The sequence below is a fragment of the Arthrobacter sp. BL-252-APC-1A genome, assembly GCF_009696625.1.
Classification (GTDB): domain Bacteria; phylum Actinomycetota; class Actinomycetes; order Actinomycetales; family Micrococcaceae; genus Arthrobacter_B.
Genome location: NZ_VULS01000001.1, coordinates 253188 through 272551, shown reverse-complemented (window position 1 = coordinate 272551; position 19364 = coordinate 253188). Strand labels below are relative to the sequence as shown.

Here is a 19364-nt window from a genome sequence, read left to right as displayed (position 1 = left end):
CAGACGCGTTCATTTCCATTCAGTGCGGAGATATTTGCGGCATCACATCCGGTAGGAGAGCTGGGTCAGTGGCCTACGCAAAGGGAAGGAGCGGCGGCATGGAAGCCGACCAGCAGTTCCGATTCGCGGCGCAGCTGCAGCAGGCTGGATGCGTCTTTGCACTGGAAGAGGCGGACCTGCTTCTACGCGGTGCTTCCTCAGCGAGCGAGGCAGAGAGCCTGCTTCGGCGGCGGCTCACGGGCGAACCGCTTGAATATGTGCTGGGCTGGGCAGAGTTCCTGGGACGGCGTGTGCACGTGTATCCGGGTGTCTTCATTCCGCGCCGGCGCACGGAGTTCCTCGCCGCTGCGGCACTCGAGTCCGCGAACCGCCGGAACGCCCCTGTAATCCTGGATCTGTGCTGTGGCAGCGGCGCACTAAGTACCGTCTTTGCCGCGGCCATCCCCCAGGTGGAACTGCACGCGGCGGATCTTGCGCCGGAGGCCGTCGCCGCCGCCCGCACGAATCTGGGTGTGCAGGCGCAGGTGTACCAGGGGGACCTGTTCGATGCCCTGCCCCGGCACCTGCGCGGGAGGATCGACGTCGTTGTTGCCAATGCTCCCTACGTTCCTACGGAGCAGCTGCCCTTCCTCCCCCGGGAGGCCCGTATTCATGAACCCGCCGCCGCGCTGGACGGCGGCAGGGAGGGGCTGGAACTGCTCCGCCGGATCGCTGCCCAGGCACCGCAATGGCTAAGCCGGGGCGGGGAACTGCTGGCTGAGTGCAGCGGCGGCCAGGCCACGGACCTGGCTGAGGATTTCGCCGCCGCCGGGTTTGACGCAGCAGTCCGCACCGACACGGACACCGCCACAGCGGTGGTGTCCGGCACGCTGAAGAACCGTTACGTCTAGGCTGCGGGCGCGGCCTGTCCGGCTTCGTTCCCGGCATCGGCCACAGTCCCGGTGCCGGCATCCATTGCTGCATCCGGCACCCGGTGTCCGGCGAGGAACTCGGCAATCCGGTTGACTGCGTCGCGGATGTCTTCCTCGGCCGGCAGGATCACGAACCGGAAGTGGTCAGGGGCAGGCCAATGGAACGCAGTGCCCTGCGAGACCAGGATCTTCTGTTCCTCCAGCAGGTCCAGGACAAACTTCTCGTCGTCGTCGAACGGATACATGCCCCGGTCCAGTTTCGGAAACAGGTACATGGCACCGGACGCGGGCACACAGCTGACGCCGGGGATCTGATTGAGGAGCCGGCAGGCGAGGTCGCTCTGCTCAGCGAGGCGGCCGCCGGGCTTCACCAGGTCATTGATGCTCTGGTATCCGCCCAGGGAGGTCTGAATTGCATGCTGTGCCGGCACGTTGGGGCACAGGCGCAGGGACGCCAGCAGGTCCAGTGACTCCCGGTAGCTGGCGGTGTCCGCCCGCTTTCCCGTGATCGCCACCCAGCCGGCCCGGTAGCCGGGCATCCGGTAGGCCTTCGACAGTCCGGAGAAAGTCAACACCGGAAGGTCACCCGCCAGCGAGGCCGTATGGATGTGTTCTGCACCCCGGTAGAGGATCTTTTCGTAGATCTCGTCCGAAAAAAGCACCAGGTTGTAGCGGCGGGCCAGGTCGACGAACTGCTCAAGGATGTGCCGGGGGTAGACCGCGCCGGTGGGGTTGTTCGGATTGATGATGACGATCGCACGGGTGCGGTCGCTGATCTTGGCTTCGAGGTCGGCCATGTCCGGCCACCAGTTGTTCTCCTCGTCGCAGGCATAATGAACGGCTTCTCCGCCGGAGAGCATCACCGAGGCCGTCCACAACGGATAGTCCGGTGATGGAATCAGCACCTGGTCGCCGGCCTCCAGGAACGCCTGCAGAGTCATTGAGATCAGTTCACTGACCCCGTTGCCAACCCAGATGTCATCGACGCCAATCTGCATCAGTCCGCGGGTCTGGTAGTACTGCGAGATCGCGGTCCGGGCTGAGTAAATGCCCTTGGAATCGCTGTAGCCCTGAGCTCCGCGCAGGTGGTGGATCATGTCAACCACGATTGATTCCGGAGCTTCGAGTCCGAACGGTGCCGGATCACCGAGATTCATCTTCAGGATGCGCTGCCCCGCCGCCTCCATCTGCTTGGCGACGGCCTGTACCGGCCCCCTCAGGTCGTAGCGGATGTTCTGCAAACGGCTGGAATTCTGCATCAGGGGCATGATCGGATTTTCCCACCGCGGCGGCTCCGAACCAAACCGGCACAGGACAAAGCGGTTCCAGGCACCCCACGGCCTGAGGTGTTAGGCGGCGCGGGGAGCGTGCTTTTCCACGTCCGCCGCCGCTTCGCGGACTCCGCGCATCCGGTCGTAGAGGAACGAGAACAGCAGGGCCAGCACCACGGCGATCAGAATGATGATTCCCATCCCGATCAGCCCTGCCTGCAGGCCGGCGGAGGCTTCGGCGTCGTAGTAGAGGATCGCTTTGTTGGCGATAGTCATCTGGTACAGCGGCTCGCCGCGGGCAATAAAGGCGAAGAATCCGGGGAGCGTTTCCAGCGGCACCACACCGGTAGCAGCCGGAAGGCCCATGAACACCACGTAGATCAGCGACAGCACCATGCCTGCGCTGCCGAAGATCGTGATCAGGGCAAAGGTCACTGCGGACACCGTGACGATGGACAGCCAGGTGCTGAAGAAGAACCACCCGCCGTGCGGGATGGGCATGCCCACGGCGTTCGCCACCCACATCATCAGTCCCGCCGTGGGAAGTCCGGCGACGACGGCGATGCCCCACTTGAGCAGGAAATCCACCCAGCGTGCCGGGAGCAGCCTTGGGCCCAGGACGTAGCGCGGCCCCAGCTCCACGGGAAGGACGCCCACGCGGGAGTCCACCAAAAAGTGCAGCGTCACGGACCCGCTGAGGCCCACCACCATCAGCAGGACCGAGTAGAAGAAGGCACCCATGCCCAGCGCGGCGCCGTCGGGAGGTTGCTGGAAGGCCGTTTCGGTGATTTGGATCGGATCCCGCAGCACCTCGGCGGAGGTTCCGTCGATCTTCGGTGCCAGCTGTTCCTGCACCTGTGTCGGGACTCCTGCCTCGGTCAGCTCGGCGTCCTGGCGTTCGGTTGCCTCACCCTGGGCCTGGCGGGCGGTTTCCTCCAGCTGTTCGCCCACACTGGTGCTGGCCTGCTTCAGCGCCGGTTCGACGGCCTCGGCCGCGAGCTGGCTCGCCAGCGGGCTGGCCAGCGGATTGGTGTAAAGGGTGATCTGAGGGCGGCTGGCGTCGCCGTCGGTCAGCGAGGAGGAGACGAGTGATACTGCGGCTTCGGAGAAGTCCTCCTCCACCACCACCGCAGCAAAGACCTGCCCGGAACGGAGCTGGGACTGCGCCTCATCCCAGCTCAGCGGGCGCAGCTCAATTTCATCCGACGAGGAGAAACCATCCTCCATAGTCCTGGTGAGGTTCTCGCCGAAATTCTCCTGGCCGGTGGGGGTGTCCGCACCCTGGTCGCGGTTCACGACGGCGACCGGCAGGTGGTTGAGGTTGCTCTCCGGACTGCCCAGCCCGCCGATGTACAGCGCGGAGCCGGCTCCGCCCAGGACCAGCAGGACCAGCAGCGGGAGCAGCCAGGTGCGCGGGGAGAAATAGGCTCCTGCGCGGCTGCCGTTGTACTGGGGGCGCGCGCTGGGTTCTGTGCCGCGGCGTGAGCGTGGTTCGTGTGCGGGCATGGGAACTACCTCCAGGGATGCCGCGCGGTGTTACCGCACGTGCCGAACGTTGGGGGAAGCGCTATCCCTATGAACGGTACGTGCAGCCTTAGCCGGCGCACAGGTCCAAGGCTGCCCCCGCGGCGTGTGCGGCAGAACTTTCCCCGGGTTAACCGCTGTGGTGCCGGCTGCCGTGCGGCTTCTCTTGTGCCAGCTGCGCCAGGATTCGTTCGAGTTCGGTACGGTCTTCCTCGGAGAGAACGGCAAAGTATTCATCGGCCTGCCGTGCTCTGTCCTCGCGCACTTCGGAGCGCATTTTTATGCCTTCGTCCGTCAGCGAGATGAGGGTGGCGCGCCGGTCGGAGGGATCCGGTCCCCGCTGCACCAGGTTCTTGGATTCCAGCTGATCCACGACTTCCGTGGCCGACCGCGGCGCTATGCGAAGCATCTCTGCCAGGTCTTTGAGCCGCAGTCCGCCCTCGCCTCCGCTGCGTGCCACGGCGTTGAGCGCGCGGAACTGGTGCGGAGTGAGGTCAAACGGTGCCAGCTGCTTCATCCAGCGGCCGCGCAGGCCCCGGAAGGCAGCGTGCATCAGTTCGCCCAGGGCGGCGGAGTCGGCGTCGGGGTGCGGCATGTCCCCAGTCTAGCCATTCAATGTATAACCACACTTTGAGGTAGCCGCCGTACTTGTGTGCGGATGTAGACTCCGGCAGACCAGCCAAGCCCAGCCAACCGACTGAGGATAGGACACCGTGCGAGAATTCGTGAAGCTCCCCCGGATGGTCTGGAGCATGGTTGGGTTTACTATCGGGTGGCTGATCCCCTTGGGCATCATGCGGCTGGTCGAGGGCGCCGGGCCGCGGCCGGTGGCACTGGCTCTCCTCCTGTCCGGGATCGCGCTGGCTCTGATTGCGTTCATTCATCGGGCCCAGTGGCGCTCCTCCGTGCGGCTTGCCGATAAACGACGGGAGGACGAGGAACGGCGCCGGCAGGCAATGGCCTACCAGGAAGAGCTCGAGGCTCGAAAGAGAGAGTATGAGGCGTTTCGGTGCCGGAATAGCCCGGAGCCCTAGGCGGGACCGGACGGCGCAGGAAGCGCCAGACTCAAATACACGCTGTTCGGATCCTCGTTGTACCTGCCAAAGGGAGGGCACGCAACGAACCCTGCACTTTCATAGAGCCGACGCGCAGGAGCGAAGAAGTCCACGCTTCCGGTCTCCAGCGAGATCCGCTGAACCGAGCGGGCAGCTGCGTCCTCCAGCAGATGCTCCAGCATCAACCGGCCGACGCCGCGGCCGCGCGCTGCGGGGGCTGTCCGCATTGACTTGAGCTCCTCGTGCCCCGGCTCCAGGACGGCAAGGGCACCCGTCGCGGCAATGGACTCGCCGTCCCAGGCTACCCACAGTCGAACGGAGGAATGGCGGAGGGCGTCCAGATCCAGGGCATGCCGGCTCTCAGCAGGTGCTGTGGGACGCAGCTCATCCAGGTGGGCCTGCAGGAAAACTGACAGGCGCGGATCCGAGAAGTCCGCGCGGCGCAGCGAAATCGTCATACGGTTCAAGCTACGGGCCGGCACGTGGTGTATGCCTACTGTGACAAGGCGCCCACATATACCCGTAAACCACATAATGAGGTAACCTCTACATATCCGCCGGCAGTCAACCCGCCCGCAGCGGACATCCCGCAGGAGGAACCTTGGCAACAACCCACAGCACCCGAGAACGCCCAGGCGCCGGCATGCCCGACGGACCTGGCGCAGTCCCCGGAACCAGCGGCCCCGGCGGAGGCGGCGGAGGACGCGGACCGGCGCGCCTGAACCCTGCCGATAAGAAACAGCTCACCCGCCATCCGGTCACCCTGCGCCGCATCGCAGCCCTGTTCGCACCGCACACGCGCACCATCGCCGTCGTTGTGCTTCTGATCTCCGCAGCCTCGGTGGTCAACCTGGCCCAGCCATTCCTGGTACAAGCCGTCATCGATGACGCGCTGCCCAACCAGGACCTGCGCCTGCTGGCCATCCTCACCGCCTCCATGGTTGGTGTAGCGGCCCTGACCAGCGTGATCGGCGTGGTCCAGACCTGGCTTGCCACCGCCATGGGCCAGCGGGTCATGCACACCCTGCGGACCAAACTCTTCACCCATCTGCAGGCGCAGTCGCTGGGATTCTTCACCAAAACCCGCGGCGGCGAAGTCCAGTCCCGCCTCACCCACGACATTTCCGGCATGCAGTCCGTCGTCACAACCACCGCAACCGGCGTAGCCTCCAACCTGACAACCACCATTGCCACGGCCATCGCCATGGCTGCCCTCTCCCCCGGACTGAGCCTGATTTCATTGGTGGTCCTCCCGCCGGCCATCTGGCTGTCCCGGCGCGTAGCCAAGCTGCGGCGGAGCATCACCGACGAACGGCAGCGCGAACTCGCCGCCCTGCACACACAGGTTGAAGAGGGCCTCTCCGTGTCCGGCGTCCGGCTGGCAAAGACACTGGGCACCGTCCCGCGCGACGCCGAACGCTTCACCGCACGTTCGGAGAACCTGGTGGGCCTGGAACTGCGCAGCCAGCTTGCCGGCCGCTGGCGGATGGCCACCATGCAGATTGTCTTCGCCGCCATTCCCGCTGTGATCTACCTGGCCGCCGGCTTCCCGGCGACGAGCGGAGGCATGACCATCGGGACCCTGGTCGCGTTCACCGGACTGCAGGCAGCGGTCTTCCGGCCCGTAATGGGCCTGCTGGACATCGGCGTGCAGTGGGTGACCGCACTGGCCTTCTTCAGCCGGATCTTCGAGTACCTGGACCTCGAACCGCAGCTGAAGGCACCGGAGGATCCGGTGCGTCTGGAATCGGGCCGGGTGCGCGGCGAGGTTCGCTTTGAGGACGTGGATTTCGCGTACGACGGCGGCACACCGGTGCTGCGCAACATTAAGCTGACGCTGGCATCGGGAACAACCACCGCGGTGGTGGGAGCGACCGGGTCCGGCAAGTCCACTCTGGCTTCACTGATCCCGCGGCTGAACGACCCCGCCGCGGGACGGGTCACCATTGACGGAGTTGATGTTCGGGATATCCACCCGCAGGACCTGTCCCGGATCGTGGGCGTCGTTTCGCAGGAGACCTACCTGATTCATGCCTCGGTGCGGGAGAACCTGCTGCTGGCTGCCCCTGAGGCTGCTGATGATGAACTCTGGCAGGCACTGCGTGCGGCCCAAATCTCGGCGGCCATCGATTCACTCCCCGAAGGCCTGGACACGCTGGTCGGAGCCCGCGGCCACCGCTTCTCCGGCGGGGAGCAGCAGCGCCTGGCCATCGCGCGGACAATCCTGCGCAATCTCCCGGTGCTCGTACTGGATGAGGCGACCTCAGCCTTGGACAACACCACCGAGGCACAGGTGCAGCTGGCTCTGGAGCAGCTCTCCGCAGGACGCACCACGCTCACCATCGCGCACCGGCTTTCCACGGTGCAGAACGCAGACCAGGTGGTGGTGCTCGACGCCGGGCAGATCGTTGAACGCGGAACTCCGGCCGAACTGGCAGCGGCCAATGGACCGTTTGCCCGGCTGGCCGCACGCCGGGCCGAGGCGCCCGCGTTGAGCTAGAACAGCGGAAAGCCAGCCCGATGATGGGGCCGCCTTCCGCTGTTTACGTCGGGACGTGCGCCTAGGCAGGTTCCTCCAGCACCGCCGTCGTGCCCTGTGCCTCCTGGCGGGTCAGGGAATCGCTGATCCCTGGACGTCCACCGCCGAGCCGGGCAAGGTACCCGGCGAAGCGGTGCAGGTCCTCGGTGGACCAGGAGCCCAGCACAGCCGGATCGAGCATGATCCCCGTCTGCACGGCCGTCACCCGTTCGGCGGCGGCTGGTGTCAGCACCAGCACCCGGACCCGCCCGTCCGCAGGATCAGGCTGGACCTCGATCAGGCCCAGGACCTCGAGCTGGCGCGACTGCCGGCTGATGACACTCTTATCCACCATCAGCAGTTCAGCCACAGCACCTGAGTGCAGCGGCCCGAACCGCTTGAGCAGCTGGAGCACTTTCAGTCCGAACAAGGACAGCGACGGATCCACGCCCCGGGCGGCTTCACGCATCCGGGAGCGGACAACCTCGGTCAGCAGGCGCAGATTCTGTTCAACCTCGCGCTGCGCCTGCTCACGGGAGAGCTCCTGGGAAGTCACTTTCCGGCGTGTTCGCCGCCCGGCTGCCCGGCCGGTGAGGACGGGTCAACCAGGCCAACAGACCCGGTGGCAGCAGCAGAAAGAGCGTGTTCGGCGGACTCCACCTCCGCAGCGGCGGGACCTCCGGCGGCTGCCTTGGCAGCGGCGGCCTTCTTCAGCTGCACGGCGTTCTGCCGGCCCAGTTTGGCGTTCGGAACGAAGATAACGGCAATCAGTGTCACGACAGCCAGCGGAACGCTGTACATGAACACATGCCCCACGCCGACTCCGTAGGCACTTTCCACCAGGGCGGCGATAGCAGCGGGCAATTCGGAGATCTTGGGAATGGTGCCGCTGCCGAGGGCGACGGCCGCAGCCGCCTGGTCCGCGGGAGCCAGGGCGCTGATGCCGTCCTTGATGTGGCTGGACACAATAGTGCCAAGCACCGAACCGAGCACCGACACACCCACGGTGCCGCCGAGGCTGCGGAAGAAGGTGACGGCACTGGTCGCGACGCCGAGGTTCTTCACTTCAATGGAGTTCTGGACCACCAGCACCAGGTTCTGCATAAGCATGCCAAGCCCGGCGCCAAGTACGGCCATGTAGACGCCCACCAGCACCAGGTTGGTTTCGTACGTCAGCGTGCCCAGCAGGATCGTTCCGAGGACGGTGAGGACCCCGCCGGAGACCATAATGGCCTTCCACTTGCCCGTCCGGCTGATGACACCGCCAAACAGGGTGGACGCGATGAGAAGGCCGGCCATCATGGGGATGGTCAGCAGCCCGGATTCAGTGGGCGTGGCGCCGCGGGCGAGCTGCATGTACTGGGCCAGGAACACCGAAGTGCCGAACATTGAAACGCCCACCGAGATGCTGGCCACCACGGCAAGCGTGAACGTGCGGTTCCTGAACATGGACAGCGGGATGATCGGTTCCGGGGACTTGAACTCCACGATCACGGCTGCGATCAGCAGGAGGGCGGAACCGGCGACCATCAGGAAGGACGCCAGGGATGCCCAGCCAAACTGGTTGCCGGCAAGGGTCACCCAGATCATCAGCAGCGATACCCCGCCGGCGATCAGGACGGCGCCAAGGTAGTCGATGTGGACTTTGCGCTTGGCATGCTTGGGCAGGTGCAGGGTGAGCTGCAGCAGGATGATCGCTGCAATGGCTACCGGAAGGGCGATGAAGAAGTTCCAGCGCCAGCCAAAGGCATCAGTTACGACGCCGCCCAGCAGCGGCCCGCCGACGGTTCCAACAGCCATCACGGCTCCGAAGAGTCCGGCGTACTTCCCGCGGTCCCGCGGGCTGATGATGTCCGCCATGATGATCTGGCTCAGCGCAGCAAGGCCGCCGGCGCCCAGGCCCTGCAGCACGCGGAAGACGATGAGCGTGCCGGCGTCCTGCGAGAAGCCCGCCAGGGCCGATCCGAGCACAAAGATGCCCAGTGCAAGCTGGATGAGGAGCTTGCGGTTGAACAGGTCGGCAAACTTGCCCCAGAGCGGCGTCGAGACGGTCGTCGCGAGCAGCGTTCCCGTAACCACCCAGGTGTAGGCGGACTGGTCGCCGTCGAGGTCCGAGATGATCAGCGGCAGCGACGTGGACACCACGGTGCCCGCGAGGATGGAAACGAACATGCCCAGGAGCAGTCCGGACAGGGACTCCAGCACCTGGCGGTGAGTCATGGTTCCATCGGGCGAAACCGTCCTCTTGGGCGATTTCACCTTACTGGGCTTCTCGGGCGGGATTGTGGCGCTTTTGGCTGCGGGGGGCATCGGACTCCTGCTGATAGTTGATTCATGTCAACTATACAAGTGGTTGCCTTAGACAACTACTTTCGTGCTGAAGAACACAGTGCCGCATTAGGATTCTGCTGTGCAGAACATTCGAATCGTCAAGAAGCCCGGTTATGCCGTCGACTCGGCAGACCGTGCCCTGCAGCTGATCCTCCTGCTGCAGGAGAACAGCTGGCTGCGGATCGCCGACGCAGCGCGGGCCCTCGACGTAGCCCCGTCCACTGCACACCGGTTAATGTCCACGCTGGTCTACCGCGGATTCGCCCTCCAGGACGACCAGCGGCGGTACTGCGCCGGCCCTGCCCTGCGCAGCGGCACGGCAGCCGGCCCCGACCGTGCACTCATCGCCGCCGCGCGTCCTCATCTGGAAGCACTGGCCCTCGGCCTCCAGGAAACAGTCAACCTCGTGGAACGCGTTGGCACTACCGCCAGATACCTCTTCAGTGCAGAGGGACCGCAGCTGCTCCGGGTGGGCAACCGCGCGGGAACAGTCCTTCCAGCCCATTTGTCCTCGGCCGGGAAAGCGATCCTGTCCACCCTGTCCGACTCCGCCGTCGGCCACCTCTATGCCCGCCAGCCCCAGCCCGGGACGTCGGGCACCGTCCGGGTGCCGGAACTGCTGAACGAACTCCGGGAGGTCCGCAGACTCGGCTACGCCGTGAACATCGGAGGCACGGAGGCGGGACTTGCCGCCGTCGGAGTCCCCGTCTCTGCATCCCCGCGGCACCAGGCAGTGCTGGGCATCTCGGTCAGCGCTCCCCTGGACCGCGCCGAACGAATCCAGGAGACAGCCACCCTGAGGACACTCATGACCGCAGGCCGGGACCTGGTCCGTGGCCTCGACACGGGCGGACTGATCCCCGGCGCTTCCTAACATTCTGCTGTGCAGAATCCTGTACTCCATGTGTTCCGTGCGTCACTACTGTTGGCCGGAGCGCCCCGCGGCGCCAGCAACGTTTCCGGCCCCCGCAGCGGGCCGCCCAACCGCAGGAGCAACAGTGCAGTTCTATTCCGACGGCTACCGTCCCGGCGACCCCGATGTCCGGCCCGCAGCCCCCGGCCGCGAAAACGGGCAAGGCCCCCTGCCTGAGGAAGTCGACGTCCTTGTGGTGGGAACCGGCCCGGCGGGTGTGGTCCTTGCAGCCCAGCTCGCCGAGTTTCCAGGTATCACCGCTCGCATTGTCGAACGCCGGGAAGGTCCGTTGGCGAAAGGCCAGGCCGACGGCGTCGCCTGCCGGACCGTGGAAATGTTCGAGGCATTCGGCCTCGCGGACAGGCTGGTGCGCGAAGCTTACTGGGTTAACGAGACCACGTTCTGGGGTCCCGCAGCCGCCGGAACCGGAATTGAGCGCACGGGCAGAGTTCAGGACGTTGCCGACGGGCTCTCCGAATACCCGCACGTGATCGTGAACCAGGCCCGGATGCAGGACTACCTGCTCGAGCACATGCGCAACTCCCCCACCCGCCTGGAACCGGACTACGGGCTGGAAGCCACAGCTGTCACCGTGGGAAACGGGGGCGGGTATCCCGTCACCGTGACGCTCCGCCGCACCGGAGGACCGGACACCGGTGAGGAAGTGACGGTGCGCGCCAAGTATGTGGTGGGCTGCGACGGCGCCCGCTCGGCTGTTCGCAAGTCCCTCGGCATCCAGTTGCGCGGCGACGCGCGGAACCACGCCTGGGGAGTCATGGACGTCCTGGCGGTTACCGATTTCCCGGACATCCGGCTGAAATCGGCCATCCAGTCCGCGTCCGGCGGCAGCATCCTCATCATTCCCCGCGAGGGCGGCTACCTGGTGCGCCTGTATGTGGACCTCGGCGACCTTGACCCCGGCGACCGGGACGCACGGAACCGCTTCACCGCCGAAAGCATCATTGAGGCAGGCCGCAGGATTCTCGATCCCTACACGCTCGAGGTCCAGGACATCGCCTGGTGGTCAGTGTACGAAGTCGGGCAGCGCGTTGCAGACCGGTTCGATGACGTGCGGCCGGAGGAACGCGGCAGCCGCTCCCCCCGCGTGTTCATTGCCGGAGACGCCTGCCATACCCATTCGGCGAAGGCCGGCCAGGGGATGAACGTGTCCATGCAGGACGGCTTCAATCTCGGCTGGAAACTTGGAGCGGTTCTTCAGGACCGAAGTCCAGCGTCGCTGCTGGACACCTACTCAGCTGAACGGCAGGTGATCGCGCAGAGGCTGATCGATTTCGATCTGCTCTGGTCCAGCGCCATGGCGGCGAAACCCAGGGACCCGGCCAATCCCGACGGCGGAGGCATGGATCCGGCCGAGCGGCAGGCAATCTTCACCCAGGGCGGGCGCTTCACTGCCGGCTTCGCGACGGAGTACCCGCAGAACCAGATCACCGGTACCGCTGACTACCAGGACCTGGCCAAGGGCTTCCCGGTGGGCGAACGTTTCCACTCCGCCCCGGTCATCCGCCTTGCAGATGCGAAACCGCTGGAGCTGGGGCACCAAGCGCAGGCCGACGGGCGCTGGCGGCTCTATGCCTTTGCCGACGCCGCAGCCCCGGGGGATGCGGACTCCCGGCTCGCCGGGCTCTGCCGTTACCTGTCCGGGGATCCGGCTTCCCCCGTGCGTCTCTATACCCCCGCGGGCGCCGACCCCGACGGGGTCTTCGACATGCGTGCTGTCTACCAGCAGGGACACCGGAGCTTCAGTGTGGCTGACCTACCTGCCTTCCTGCTTCCCCGGAAGCAGCCCTTTGGACTGATTGACTACGAGAAGACGTTCACACCGGACCCGCGTGCCGGGGACATCTTCGACGAGCGCGGCATCGATCGCAGCGGCGGAGCCCTGGTGGTGGTGCGCCCGGACCAGTACGTGGCCCATGTCCTGCCATTGGACGCCCACGGGGAACTTGCAGACTTCTTCGCAGGGATCATGCTGGAGCCTGCGAACTAACCCGCGGAACGCGCATGCAGGTTCCGCCGCGGGTAGGGTCGTACTACCCGGTGCACCACCCGTGAAAGGACCTGCACGTGGTCTCCATTGCCTGGCTGCGCGATGACCTGCGCACGGCGGACAACCCCGCCCTTCTGGCCGCCGTACATGAGGGTGATGCCGCAGCCCTCTACGTCCTGGACGAAGAGACGGAGGGGATCCGCCCCCTCGGTTCGGCGGCGAAGTGGTGGCTGCACCACGCACTGCTGGCTTTGAAAAAGGATCTGTCAGCGCTCGGTATCCCCCTGGTGCTCCTTCGGGGACCAGCGGCCCGGAGCGTTCCCGGGTTTCTGCGCCAGTCGGGTGCCGACCGGATCTTCTGGAACCGGCGCTACGGCGGTCCCGAGCGTGAAGTGGACACCGCCATCAAACAATGGGCCGCCGCCGCCGGACTCCAGGCAGAGAGCTTCCAGGCCTCTCTGCTCCACGAACCCTGGACTGTTCGCACCGGGCAGGGCGCTCCTTACCGGGTCTTCACTCCGTTCTGGCGCACGGTCTCGGCACTGGATTTCCGTGCACCGCTGGACACTCCGGCCAGGTGCGCCGCACCGCCGTCGGGCCTGCCTGCCGGTGAGGACCTCAACGACTGGAACCTTCTGCCCCGCAACCCTGACTGGTCCGCGGGCCTCTCCAAAGCCTGGACTCCCGGTGAAAGGGCTGGACTGGCCTCTCTCCGGGAGTTCCTCGACGGGCCGGTGCAGGATTACGAGGACGGCCGGAACCACCCTGCCACGCCCTGGACCAGCAGACTCTCTCCGTACCTGCGGTGGGGACACCTCAGCCCGTTCCAGGTCTGGCATGCGCTCTCCCGGGTCCGGGGGAACGGCCCGGGTCCGGACGTGTTCGGCACTGAAATCGGCTGGCGCGAGTTCTGCTGGCATCAGCTCTTCCACAATCCGGACCTGGCAACGAGGAACCTCCGCCCGGCCTTCGATGCTTTTCCCTGGGAATGTCCGGAGGATGCCGGTCCGCAGACTCCGCCCATCCTGCGCGCCGGCCGCGCGGCGGATCCGCTGCAGGATCTGGACCCCTTGGATGCCTGGAAGGCCGGACTCACCGGAATTCCGCTGGTGGACGCCGGCCAGCGCCAGCTGTGGGAGATGGGCTGGATGCATAACCGCGTTCGTATGGTCGCCGCCAGCTTCCTGGTCAAGAACCTTGGCGTCCACTGGCGCGTGGGCGAGGAATGGTTCTGGGAAACCTTGGTGGACGCGGATCCGGCCAGCAATCCCGCCAACTGGCAGTGGGTGGCAGGTTCCGGGGCAGACGCAGCTCCCTTCTTCCGTATCTTCAACCCCGTGACCCAGGCCAAACGCTTTGATCCCGACGGCGCCTACATCGCCAGATGGGTTCCGGAAGCGTTGATGCCGTCCTATCCGGAGCCGCTGGTGGACCTCGGGGAATCCCGGCAGCACGCCCTCGACGCGTATGGAAGCATCCGCTAGCCCGCTCCGCCTGCTGCGGTGGCACGAAGCGCAGCGATGACGGCCTCAGTGACTTCCGCCGTTCCGGCGCTGCCGCCAACGTCGCGGGTCCTTATGCCCGACGCCGTGACGGCCTCAATCGCCTGCTCCAGCCGGCGGGCTTCCCCCGGCAGTCCCAGATGGTCCAGCATCAGGGCGCCGCTGGCGATCGCTCCCACCGGGTTGCTGATTCCCCGCCCTGCGATGTCCGGCGCGGATCCGTGCACCGGTTCGAACATGGACGGGAAGCGCCGCTCGGGGTTGAGGTTGGCGCTGGCGGCCAGCCCGAGGCTGCCCGCCAGTGCGGATCCAAGGTCGGAGAGGATGTCTGCAAAAAGGTTGGACGCCACCACAACGGACAGGCTCTCCGGCTGCAGAACGAACTTTGCGCTCATGGCATCAACCAGGATGCTCTCGGTTTCCACGCCGGGATAGTCCGCTGCCACCCGGCGGAACACTTCGTCCCAGAGGACCATCCCGTACTGCTGGGCGTTCGACTTGGTCACCGAGGAAACCTTCGGCACAGTCCGGTCGAGAGCCAGGTCGAACGCGAACCGGATGATCCGTTCGCAGCCGGCCTCGGTAAAGAGCGCTGTCTGGACGGCGACCTCGTTGCCGGGCCCGCGGCCGGCAAGGTTCCGCCCACCCAGCCCGGCGTATTCTCCTTCGGAGTTCTCCCGGACCACTATCCAGCCCAAATCGGCAGTGTCTGCCCGGCGAAGGGGGGACTGGATTCCGGGCAGGAACTTCACCGGACGGATGTTTGCCCACTGGTCAAAGTTCTGGGTGATGTTCAGCCGCAGGCCCCACAGGCTGGTGTGGTCGGGCACGTTCTCCCAGCCCACTGCGCCGAAGTAGATCGCATCCGTGTCCTGCAGGAGCTCCAGACCTTTGGGGTCCATCATCACACCGTGCCCGGCATAGTAGGCGCTGCCCCAGGGGTACTCGATCCACTCGAATCGACAGGTTCCCCCTGAGCCGCGCGCCAGCGCCTCCAGCACCTGCTGACCGGCAGCGATTACCTCTCCCCCGATCCCGTCTCCGGGAATTACCGCAATCCGAAAACTCTGTTCCATCTGGTCCTGCCGTCCTGAACACTTCGCCGAATGCGCGAGCCTATCTGCCCCGGCCGGCGGAATGCCACCCCTCTGCCAGGCAACACACATGCCCCGCCCCCCAAAGAACGGGACTGGTGCGCCGGAAGTTCAGCCTGCCCGGGCCGTCCGCATCCCGCCGCTCTTCCGGGCCGAAGTGCGCGGGGCTACCTTTGTCTGCACGTCACCCACCGATACGGAGGACAAGGATGTCCCAGGATCTATCCCCCTCACGGACCAGCGGCGGAGAACCGGTCCGAACTGACGTTGAAGCGGCACTGCTGGGCGGACGCACGTTCCGGACCCTGAGCGAACAGACACTTTCGCCGCGCGAGGAGCGTTTTGAACGAGCCCGCCAAACCATTGGGTTCTTCCTTGCCCCGGCGGTCACCATCGTGTTCGCGCTGTGGCCCTCAGACATGGACCAGACCCAGCAGCTGCTCGCGGCGATCCTGCTGGGGGTCATCGTGCTGTGGATCTGTGAGCCTGTACCCATCCCGGTCGGTGGCCTTATTGGAGTCGCCGCCGTCGTGATCCTGGGCGTAGCCCCATCCACGGCCGTGCTGGCGCCGTTCGGGTCGACCACCATTTTCACGTTCATCGGGGCGTTCATCCTGGCCCAGGCCATGCTCAAACACGGCCTGGCGCAGCGCCTGGCGTTCGCCGTCCTGTCACTGCCGGGAGTCGGGCGCTCAACCTACCGGGTGATCATCGCCTTCGGTGCGATCACCTGCCTGCTCTCGGCCTTTGTCTCCAACACCGCCACGGTGGCAATGCTGCTGCCCACGGCGCTGGGGATCCTGGTGGTGATTGCCAAGCTGATGCAGGACCGCGGCGAAGTGAGGCCGGACTTTGATCCGCTCCGACTGCGGGTTGGCGCGGCCCTGATGCTGATGCTTGCCTACGGCGCCAGCGTGGGCGGGCTGCTCACCCCGGTTGGTTCCCCGCCGAACCTGATCGGCCGCGGGCTTATTGAAGAAGCCACTGGCGAGCGGATCTCCTTCGCCCAGTGGATGGCCGCCGCCGCGCCGCTGTGCCTGGGCATGTTCGTCATCCTGGCCCTGGTTATGTTCCTGCTGAACCGTCCCGAGGTCCGCCGGATCGAGGGCGTGGAGGAGTACATCCGCGAGCAGAAGGCCGAGCACGGGAAGATGAGCCGGGCCGAGATCAATACGCTTATCGCCTTCGGCGTCACAGTCGTGCTGTGGCTGACCCCCGCAGTCGCTTCGCTGATAGCGGGGACCGACTCGGAGGTTTATGCCTTCCTCGATGACCGGCTGGATGAAGGGATTGTGGCAGTGCTGGGGGCGTCGCTCCTGTTCATCCTGCCCACGAACTGGAAGGAACGGAAGGCAACCCTGACATGGACCGATGCTGCCAAGATCGACTGGGGAACCATTCTGCTGTTCGGCACCGGCATCATCTTCGGGGCCCTGCTGGCAGAAACCGGGCTCGCTGAGACCATTGGCAACGCCGCGTCGGACAGCTTGGGGATCACCAGCATCGTTGCGATCACGGCCTTCTCCACGCTCCTGGCGATCCTGATTTCGGAGACCACCAGCAATACCGCCTCCGCCGCCGTCGTGGTTCCCATTGTCATACCCCTGTGCACCGCCATGGGACTGGACCCGTTTGTTCCGGCCTTGGCTGCCACCTTCGCAGCGTCGTTCGGCTTTATGCTCCCGGTCTCCACACCGCAGAACGCGATTGTGTACGGGTCCGGTGCCGTCCCGATCATCCGCATGATCCGCACCGGCCTGGTGTTCGACATTCTTGGGGCGGCGCTGATCATCGCGCTGCTGCCGCTCATGGTTGGCCTGGTGGGGATTGGCGGCTGACCAGGACGGACAGGCCCGGACGCGCCGGGCCGCCGTCGAGGCAGGCTTCGACTGGGGGTTCTTCGTTTTCGGCGGGGTGGCAGCCATCTGGTTTGCCGTCCTGCTCCTGGACGAAAGCCTGAGCCTCAGGCGCCTCTGGTTCCTGGTGTTCTTCTGGGCTGCCCTGGCCTATCTGGTACTGCCCCGGCTGCACAGGATCCTCACCAGCATTTACGTGCCCGACTATTTCATGGGCCGCACCCGGACCAGCGACGGATTGTTCGGCGACCCCGTGAACCTGGCGTTCAACGGGAGCGCCGGGCAGCTGCATGCCCTCATGCGGACGGCTGGCTGGACGCAGGCGGGCCCCGTAGATTTTGAGAGCAGCTGGAAGATCGTCACCTCGACCCTCCTCCGCCGCAGCTACGATGCGGCTCCGGTTTCTCCGCTGTTCCTTTTCGAACGCCAGCAGGACTTCGCCTATCAGCAGGAAGTGGACGGCAATCCCGGGAAACGGCACCATATCCGGTTCTGGAAGTGTCCGGACGGGTGGAAGCTGCCGGGAGGGATCGCCGTGGACTGGCTGGCCGCAGCGTCCTACGACCGGGCCGTGGGACTCTCCTACTTCACGCTGCAGGTGACCCACCGGATCAGCCCGGACGTGGACCATGAGCGCGACCACGTTGTTGAATCCGTACTCGGAGCATCCGATGAAGTATCCCTGACAGTCATCCAGGACTTTTCCTCGGGCTACCACTCACGCAACGGCGGCGGTGACAGCATCCGCACGGACGGAAACCTGCCCATCCTCGACGCCGGCGCCGTGCACGGGGCTTATCAGGACCAGCTTGGCGGCAGGCGGGGACGGCACCGCGCGGGGCGTCCGGCACCGATTGTTGTTGGCGCGGTGCTGATCCTGCTGCGCGTGGCTGCCGCCCTCGCGGTTGCCGGGCTGCTCTTTACCGGCTCGGCCGAACGGACGTGGGTGGCTGACCTTGCCGGGAATGACCGCGAACTGTTCGCCGCAGCAGACGTGTACGTTCCGGCCGGGATTGTGCTGCTGGCCTTCTCGGCCTTCGAAGGCACCCTGGCGCTGCTGGTCCTGAGGGGAACCAACTGGGCGCGGATTACGGCCATGGCCCTGAGCTCGGTGTCCATCATCCTTCAGGGGGCAACGTTCATTGCAGGGGACCCGGACCAGGTCCTGCAAAGCGAGCGGCCGGCCTATGCGCTGGACGTGCTCATTCTCCTGGCCCTCTCCAGCGGCCGGGCGCGGAAGTTCTCCCACCTTAAACGAAAGGGCAGAAACGGCTCGTTTCAGCGTTCAAACGAGCCGTTTCTGCCCTTTCGGCGGGGAGAAGGGATCCCCGGACGGAACTAGCTGAGCTTGGAAGCCACCAGCGAGGTCAGGTCCACCAGGCGGGAGGAGTAACCCCACTCGTTGTCGTACCAGCCAACGATCTTGACCTGGTTGCCCTGGACCTTGGTCAGGCCGGAGTCAAAGATGCAGGAGGCCGGGTCCCCGACGATGTCCGAGGAAACGATCGGGTCCTCGGTGAAGGTCAGGATCCCGGACCAGCGGTCCGAAGCGGCCGCGGCGCGGAACGCCTCGTTGACCTCTTCCACGGTGGTTTCGCGGCTGACCGTGACGGTCAGATCCGTGGCCGAGCCGGTGGGGACCGGAACGCGCATGGCGTAGCCGTCCAGCTTGCCCTTGAGTTCAGGAAGGACCACGCCAATGGCCTTGGCTGCGCCGGTGGACGTGGGAATCACGTTCAGCGCGGCGGCACGGGCCCGGCGAAGGTCGCGGTGCGGGGAGTCCTGCAGATTCTGGTCTGCCGTGTAGGCGTGAATAGTGGTCATCAGACCCTGCTCAATGCCGAATTCACGGTTGAGCACGTCGGCCATCGGTGCCAGGCAGTTGGTGGTGCAGGAAGCGTTGGAGATGATGTTGTGCTTCTCGGAATCGTAATCGCCGTCGTTCACGCCCATCACCACCGTGAAGTCCTCGTCCTTGGCGGGAGCGGAAATCAGGACCTTCCGGGCGCCGGCAGCAATGTGCTTCTCAGCGTCTGCTGCCTTCGTGAACAGGCCGGTGGATTCGATGACGATGTCCACACCAAGGTCGCGCCACGGCAGGCTGCCCGGATCGCGCTCGGCCAGAACCTTGATGGTGCGGCCCCCTACCAGCAGGTTGCCGTCGCTCACGCTGACGTCCTTGGCCAGGCGTCCTGCGACCGAGTCGTACTTGAGCAGGTGGGCCAGCTGTTCCGGGTCGGCCAGGTCGTTGACGGCCACGACGTCGAAACCGCTTCCCTTCTGCAGGGCGGCGCGGAGGAAATTGCGCCCGATGCGGCCAAAACCGTTGATTCCAACTCGGATACTCACGAGGGCCTCCTGAAGGCTAGGGGTTAGAGTGT

General features: G+C 65.6%; 16 protein-coding genes. 8 read left to right on the top strand and 8 right to left on the bottom strand.

What is annotated here, in order from left to right; all coding sequences use genetic code 11:
* The first annotated feature begins 98 nt into the window (after positions 1 to 98).
* Complete coding sequence (locus FYJ28_RS01295; protein WP_154578013.1) at positions 99 to 890, top strand: putative protein N(5)-glutamine methyltransferase; 792 nt, start codon at positions 99 to 101, stop codon at positions 888 to 890.
* Here FYJ28_RS01295 and FYJ28_RS01290 read toward each other — a convergent pair.
* The 3 genes from FYJ28_RS01290 to FYJ28_RS01280 all read right to left on the bottom strand — a co-directional run bounded on the left by FYJ28_RS01290 (position 887) and on the right by FYJ28_RS01280 (position 4301).
* The gene (locus tag FYJ28_RS01290; protein ID WP_154578012.1) at positions 887 to 2179 is read right to left on the bottom strand and encodes a pyridoxal phosphate-dependent aminotransferase; all 1293 of its coding nucleotides are present in this window, start codon (positions 2177 to 2179) and stop codon (positions 887 to 889) included. The genes FYJ28_RS01295 and FYJ28_RS01290 overlap by 4 nt on opposite strands.
* 81 nt (positions 2180 to 2260) lie before the next feature.
* Complete coding sequence (locus FYJ28_RS01285) at positions 2261 to 3688, bottom strand: YhgE/Pip domain-containing protein (RefSeq protein ID WP_154578011.1); 1428 nt, start codon at positions 3686 to 3688, stop codon at positions 2261 to 2263.
* A gap of 148 nt (positions 3689 to 3836) precedes the next feature.
* Positions 3837 to 4301 carry a MarR family winged helix-turn-helix transcriptional regulator gene (locus FYJ28_RS01280; protein ID WP_154578010.1) on the bottom strand — a complete coding sequence of 155 codons (465 nt, stop codon included), beginning with the start codon at positions 4299 to 4301 and terminating at the stop codon, positions 3837 to 3839.
* 118 nt (positions 4302 to 4419) lie between these two features.
* Here FYJ28_RS01280 and FYJ28_RS01275 point away from each other — a divergent pair, with 118 nt between their 5' ends.
* On the top strand, positions 4420 to 4740 hold the full coding sequence (locus tag FYJ28_RS01275; protein WP_154578009.1) for a hypothetical protein: 321 nt from the start codon (positions 4420 to 4422) through the stop codon (positions 4738 to 4740).
* On the opposite strand, the gene FYJ28_RS01270 is transcribed toward FYJ28_RS01275, so the two are convergent.
* On the bottom strand, positions 4737 to 5219 hold the full coding sequence (locus FYJ28_RS01270; protein ID WP_154578008.1) for a GNAT family N-acetyltransferase: 483 nt from the start codon (positions 5217 to 5219) through the stop codon (positions 4737 to 4739). The two genes, FYJ28_RS01275 and FYJ28_RS01270, sit on opposite strands and share 4 nt — an antisense overlap.
* A gap of 185 nt (positions 5220 to 5404) precedes the next feature.
* On the opposite strand from FYJ28_RS01270, the gene FYJ28_RS01265 reads away from it, so the two are divergent.
* Positions 5405 to 7261: an ABC transporter ATP-binding protein gene (locus FYJ28_RS01265; RefSeq protein ID WP_154578007.1), complete on the top strand. Its 1857-nt coding sequence runs from the start codon at positions 5405 to 5407 to the stop codon at positions 7259 to 7261.
* Positions 7262 to 7322: 61 nt separating this feature from the next.
* Here the strand turns inward: FYJ28_RS01265 and FYJ28_RS01260 are convergent, their stop codons facing one another.
* Both FYJ28_RS01260 and FYJ28_RS01255 read right to left on the bottom strand, forming a co-directional pair.
* On the bottom strand, positions 7323 to 7835 hold the full coding sequence (locus tag FYJ28_RS01260) for a MarR family winged helix-turn-helix transcriptional regulator (RefSeq protein WP_154578006.1): 513 nt from the start codon (positions 7833 to 7835) through the stop codon (positions 7323 to 7325).
* Entirely contained in the window at positions 7832 to 9499 is a 1668-nt protein-coding gene (locus FYJ28_RS01255) for an MFS transporter (RefSeq protein WP_154578005.1), read from the bottom strand. The genes FYJ28_RS01260 and FYJ28_RS01255 overlap by 4 nt, the downstream gene beginning before the upstream one ends.
* Positions 9500 to 9689: 190 nt before the next feature.
* Between FYJ28_RS01255 and FYJ28_RS01250 the strand changes: the two genes are divergently transcribed.
* From FYJ28_RS01250 to FYJ28_RS01240, 3 genes are all read left to right on the top strand, one after another.
* Positions 9690 to 10484: an IclR family transcriptional regulator gene (locus FYJ28_RS01250; RefSeq protein WP_154578004.1), complete on the top strand. Its 795-nt coding sequence runs from the start codon at positions 9690 to 9692 to the stop codon at positions 10482 to 10484.
* 124 nt (positions 10485 to 10608) lie between these two features.
* Positions 10609 to 12531 (top strand): FAD-binding monooxygenase, encoded by a 1923-nt coding sequence (locus FYJ28_RS01245; RefSeq protein WP_326831425.1) that lies wholly within the window; start codon positions 10609 to 10611, stop codon positions 12529 to 12531.
* Positions 12532 to 12608: 77 nt separating this feature from the next.
* Positions 12609 to 14015: a cryptochrome/photolyase family protein gene (locus FYJ28_RS01240; protein WP_326831424.1), complete on the top strand. Its 1407-nt coding sequence runs from the start codon at positions 12609 to 12611 to the stop codon at positions 14013 to 14015.
* Here FYJ28_RS01240 and FYJ28_RS01235 read toward each other — a convergent pair.
* A complete protein-coding gene (locus FYJ28_RS01235; protein ID WP_154578001.1) occupies positions 14012 to 15109 on the bottom strand; it encodes a tartrate dehydrogenase in 1098 nt (365 codons plus the stop codon). The two genes, FYJ28_RS01240 and FYJ28_RS01235, sit on opposite strands and share 4 nt — an antisense overlap.
* 227 nt (positions 15110 to 15336) lie before the next feature.
* Between FYJ28_RS01235 and FYJ28_RS01230 the strand changes: the two genes are divergently transcribed.
* Positions 15337 to 16965: an SLC13 family permease gene (locus tag FYJ28_RS01230; protein WP_055241406.1), complete on the top strand. Its 1629-nt coding sequence runs from the start codon at positions 15337 to 15339 to the stop codon at positions 16963 to 16965.
* A complete protein-coding gene (locus tag FYJ28_RS01225) occupies positions 16955 to 18325 on the top strand; it encodes an LssY C-terminal domain-containing protein (protein WP_154578000.1) in 1371 nt (456 codons plus the stop codon). The genes FYJ28_RS01230 and FYJ28_RS01225 overlap by 11 nt, the downstream gene beginning before the upstream one ends.
* Here FYJ28_RS01225 and gap read toward each other — a convergent pair.
* Positions 18322 to 19332, bottom strand: coding sequence for a type I glyceraldehyde-3-phosphate dehydrogenase (gene gap, locus FYJ28_RS01220; protein WP_326831423.1), 1011 nt, complete (start codon positions 19330 to 19332; stop codon positions 18322 to 18324). The genes FYJ28_RS01225 and gap overlap by 4 nt on opposite strands.
* Positions 19333 to 19364: the final 32 nt, after the last annotated feature.

Bases quoted from the DNA above. Each gene is read 5' to 3' on its own strand.
- FYJ28_RS01295 (WP_154578013.1), top strand. From the start codon at position 99: ATGGAAGCCGACCAGCAGTTCCGATTCGCGGCGCAGCTGCAGCAGGCT.
- FYJ28_RS01290 (WP_154578012.1), bottom strand. From the start codon at position 2,179: ATGCCCCTGATGCAGAATTCCAGCCGTTTGCAGAACATCCGCTACGAC.
- FYJ28_RS01285 (WP_154578011.1), bottom strand. From the start codon at position 3,688: ATGCCCGCACACGAACCACGCTCACGCCGCGGCACAGAACCCAGCGCG.
- FYJ28_RS01280 (WP_154578010.1), bottom strand. From the start codon at position 4,301: ATGCCGCACCCCGACGCCGACTCCGCCGCCCTGGGCGAACTGATGCAC.
- FYJ28_RS01270 (WP_154578008.1), bottom strand. From the start codon at position 5,219: ATGACGATTTCGCTGCGCCGCGCGGACTTCTCGGATCCGCGCCTGTCA.
- FYJ28_RS01265 (WP_154578007.1), top strand. From the start codon at position 5,405: ATGCCCGACGGACCTGGCGCAGTCCCCGGAACCAGCGGCCCCGGCGGA.
- FYJ28_RS01255 (WP_154578005.1), bottom strand. From the start codon at position 9,499: ATGACTCACCGCCAGGTGCTGGAGTCCCTGTCCGGACTGCTCCTGGGC.
- FYJ28_RS01235 (WP_154578001.1), bottom strand. From the start codon at position 15,109: ATGGAACAGAGTTTTCGGATTGCGGTAATTCCCGGAGACGGGATCGGG.
- FYJ28_RS01230 (WP_055241406.1), top strand. From the start codon at position 15,337: ATGTCCCAGGATCTATCCCCCTCACGGACCAGCGGCGGAGAACCGGTC.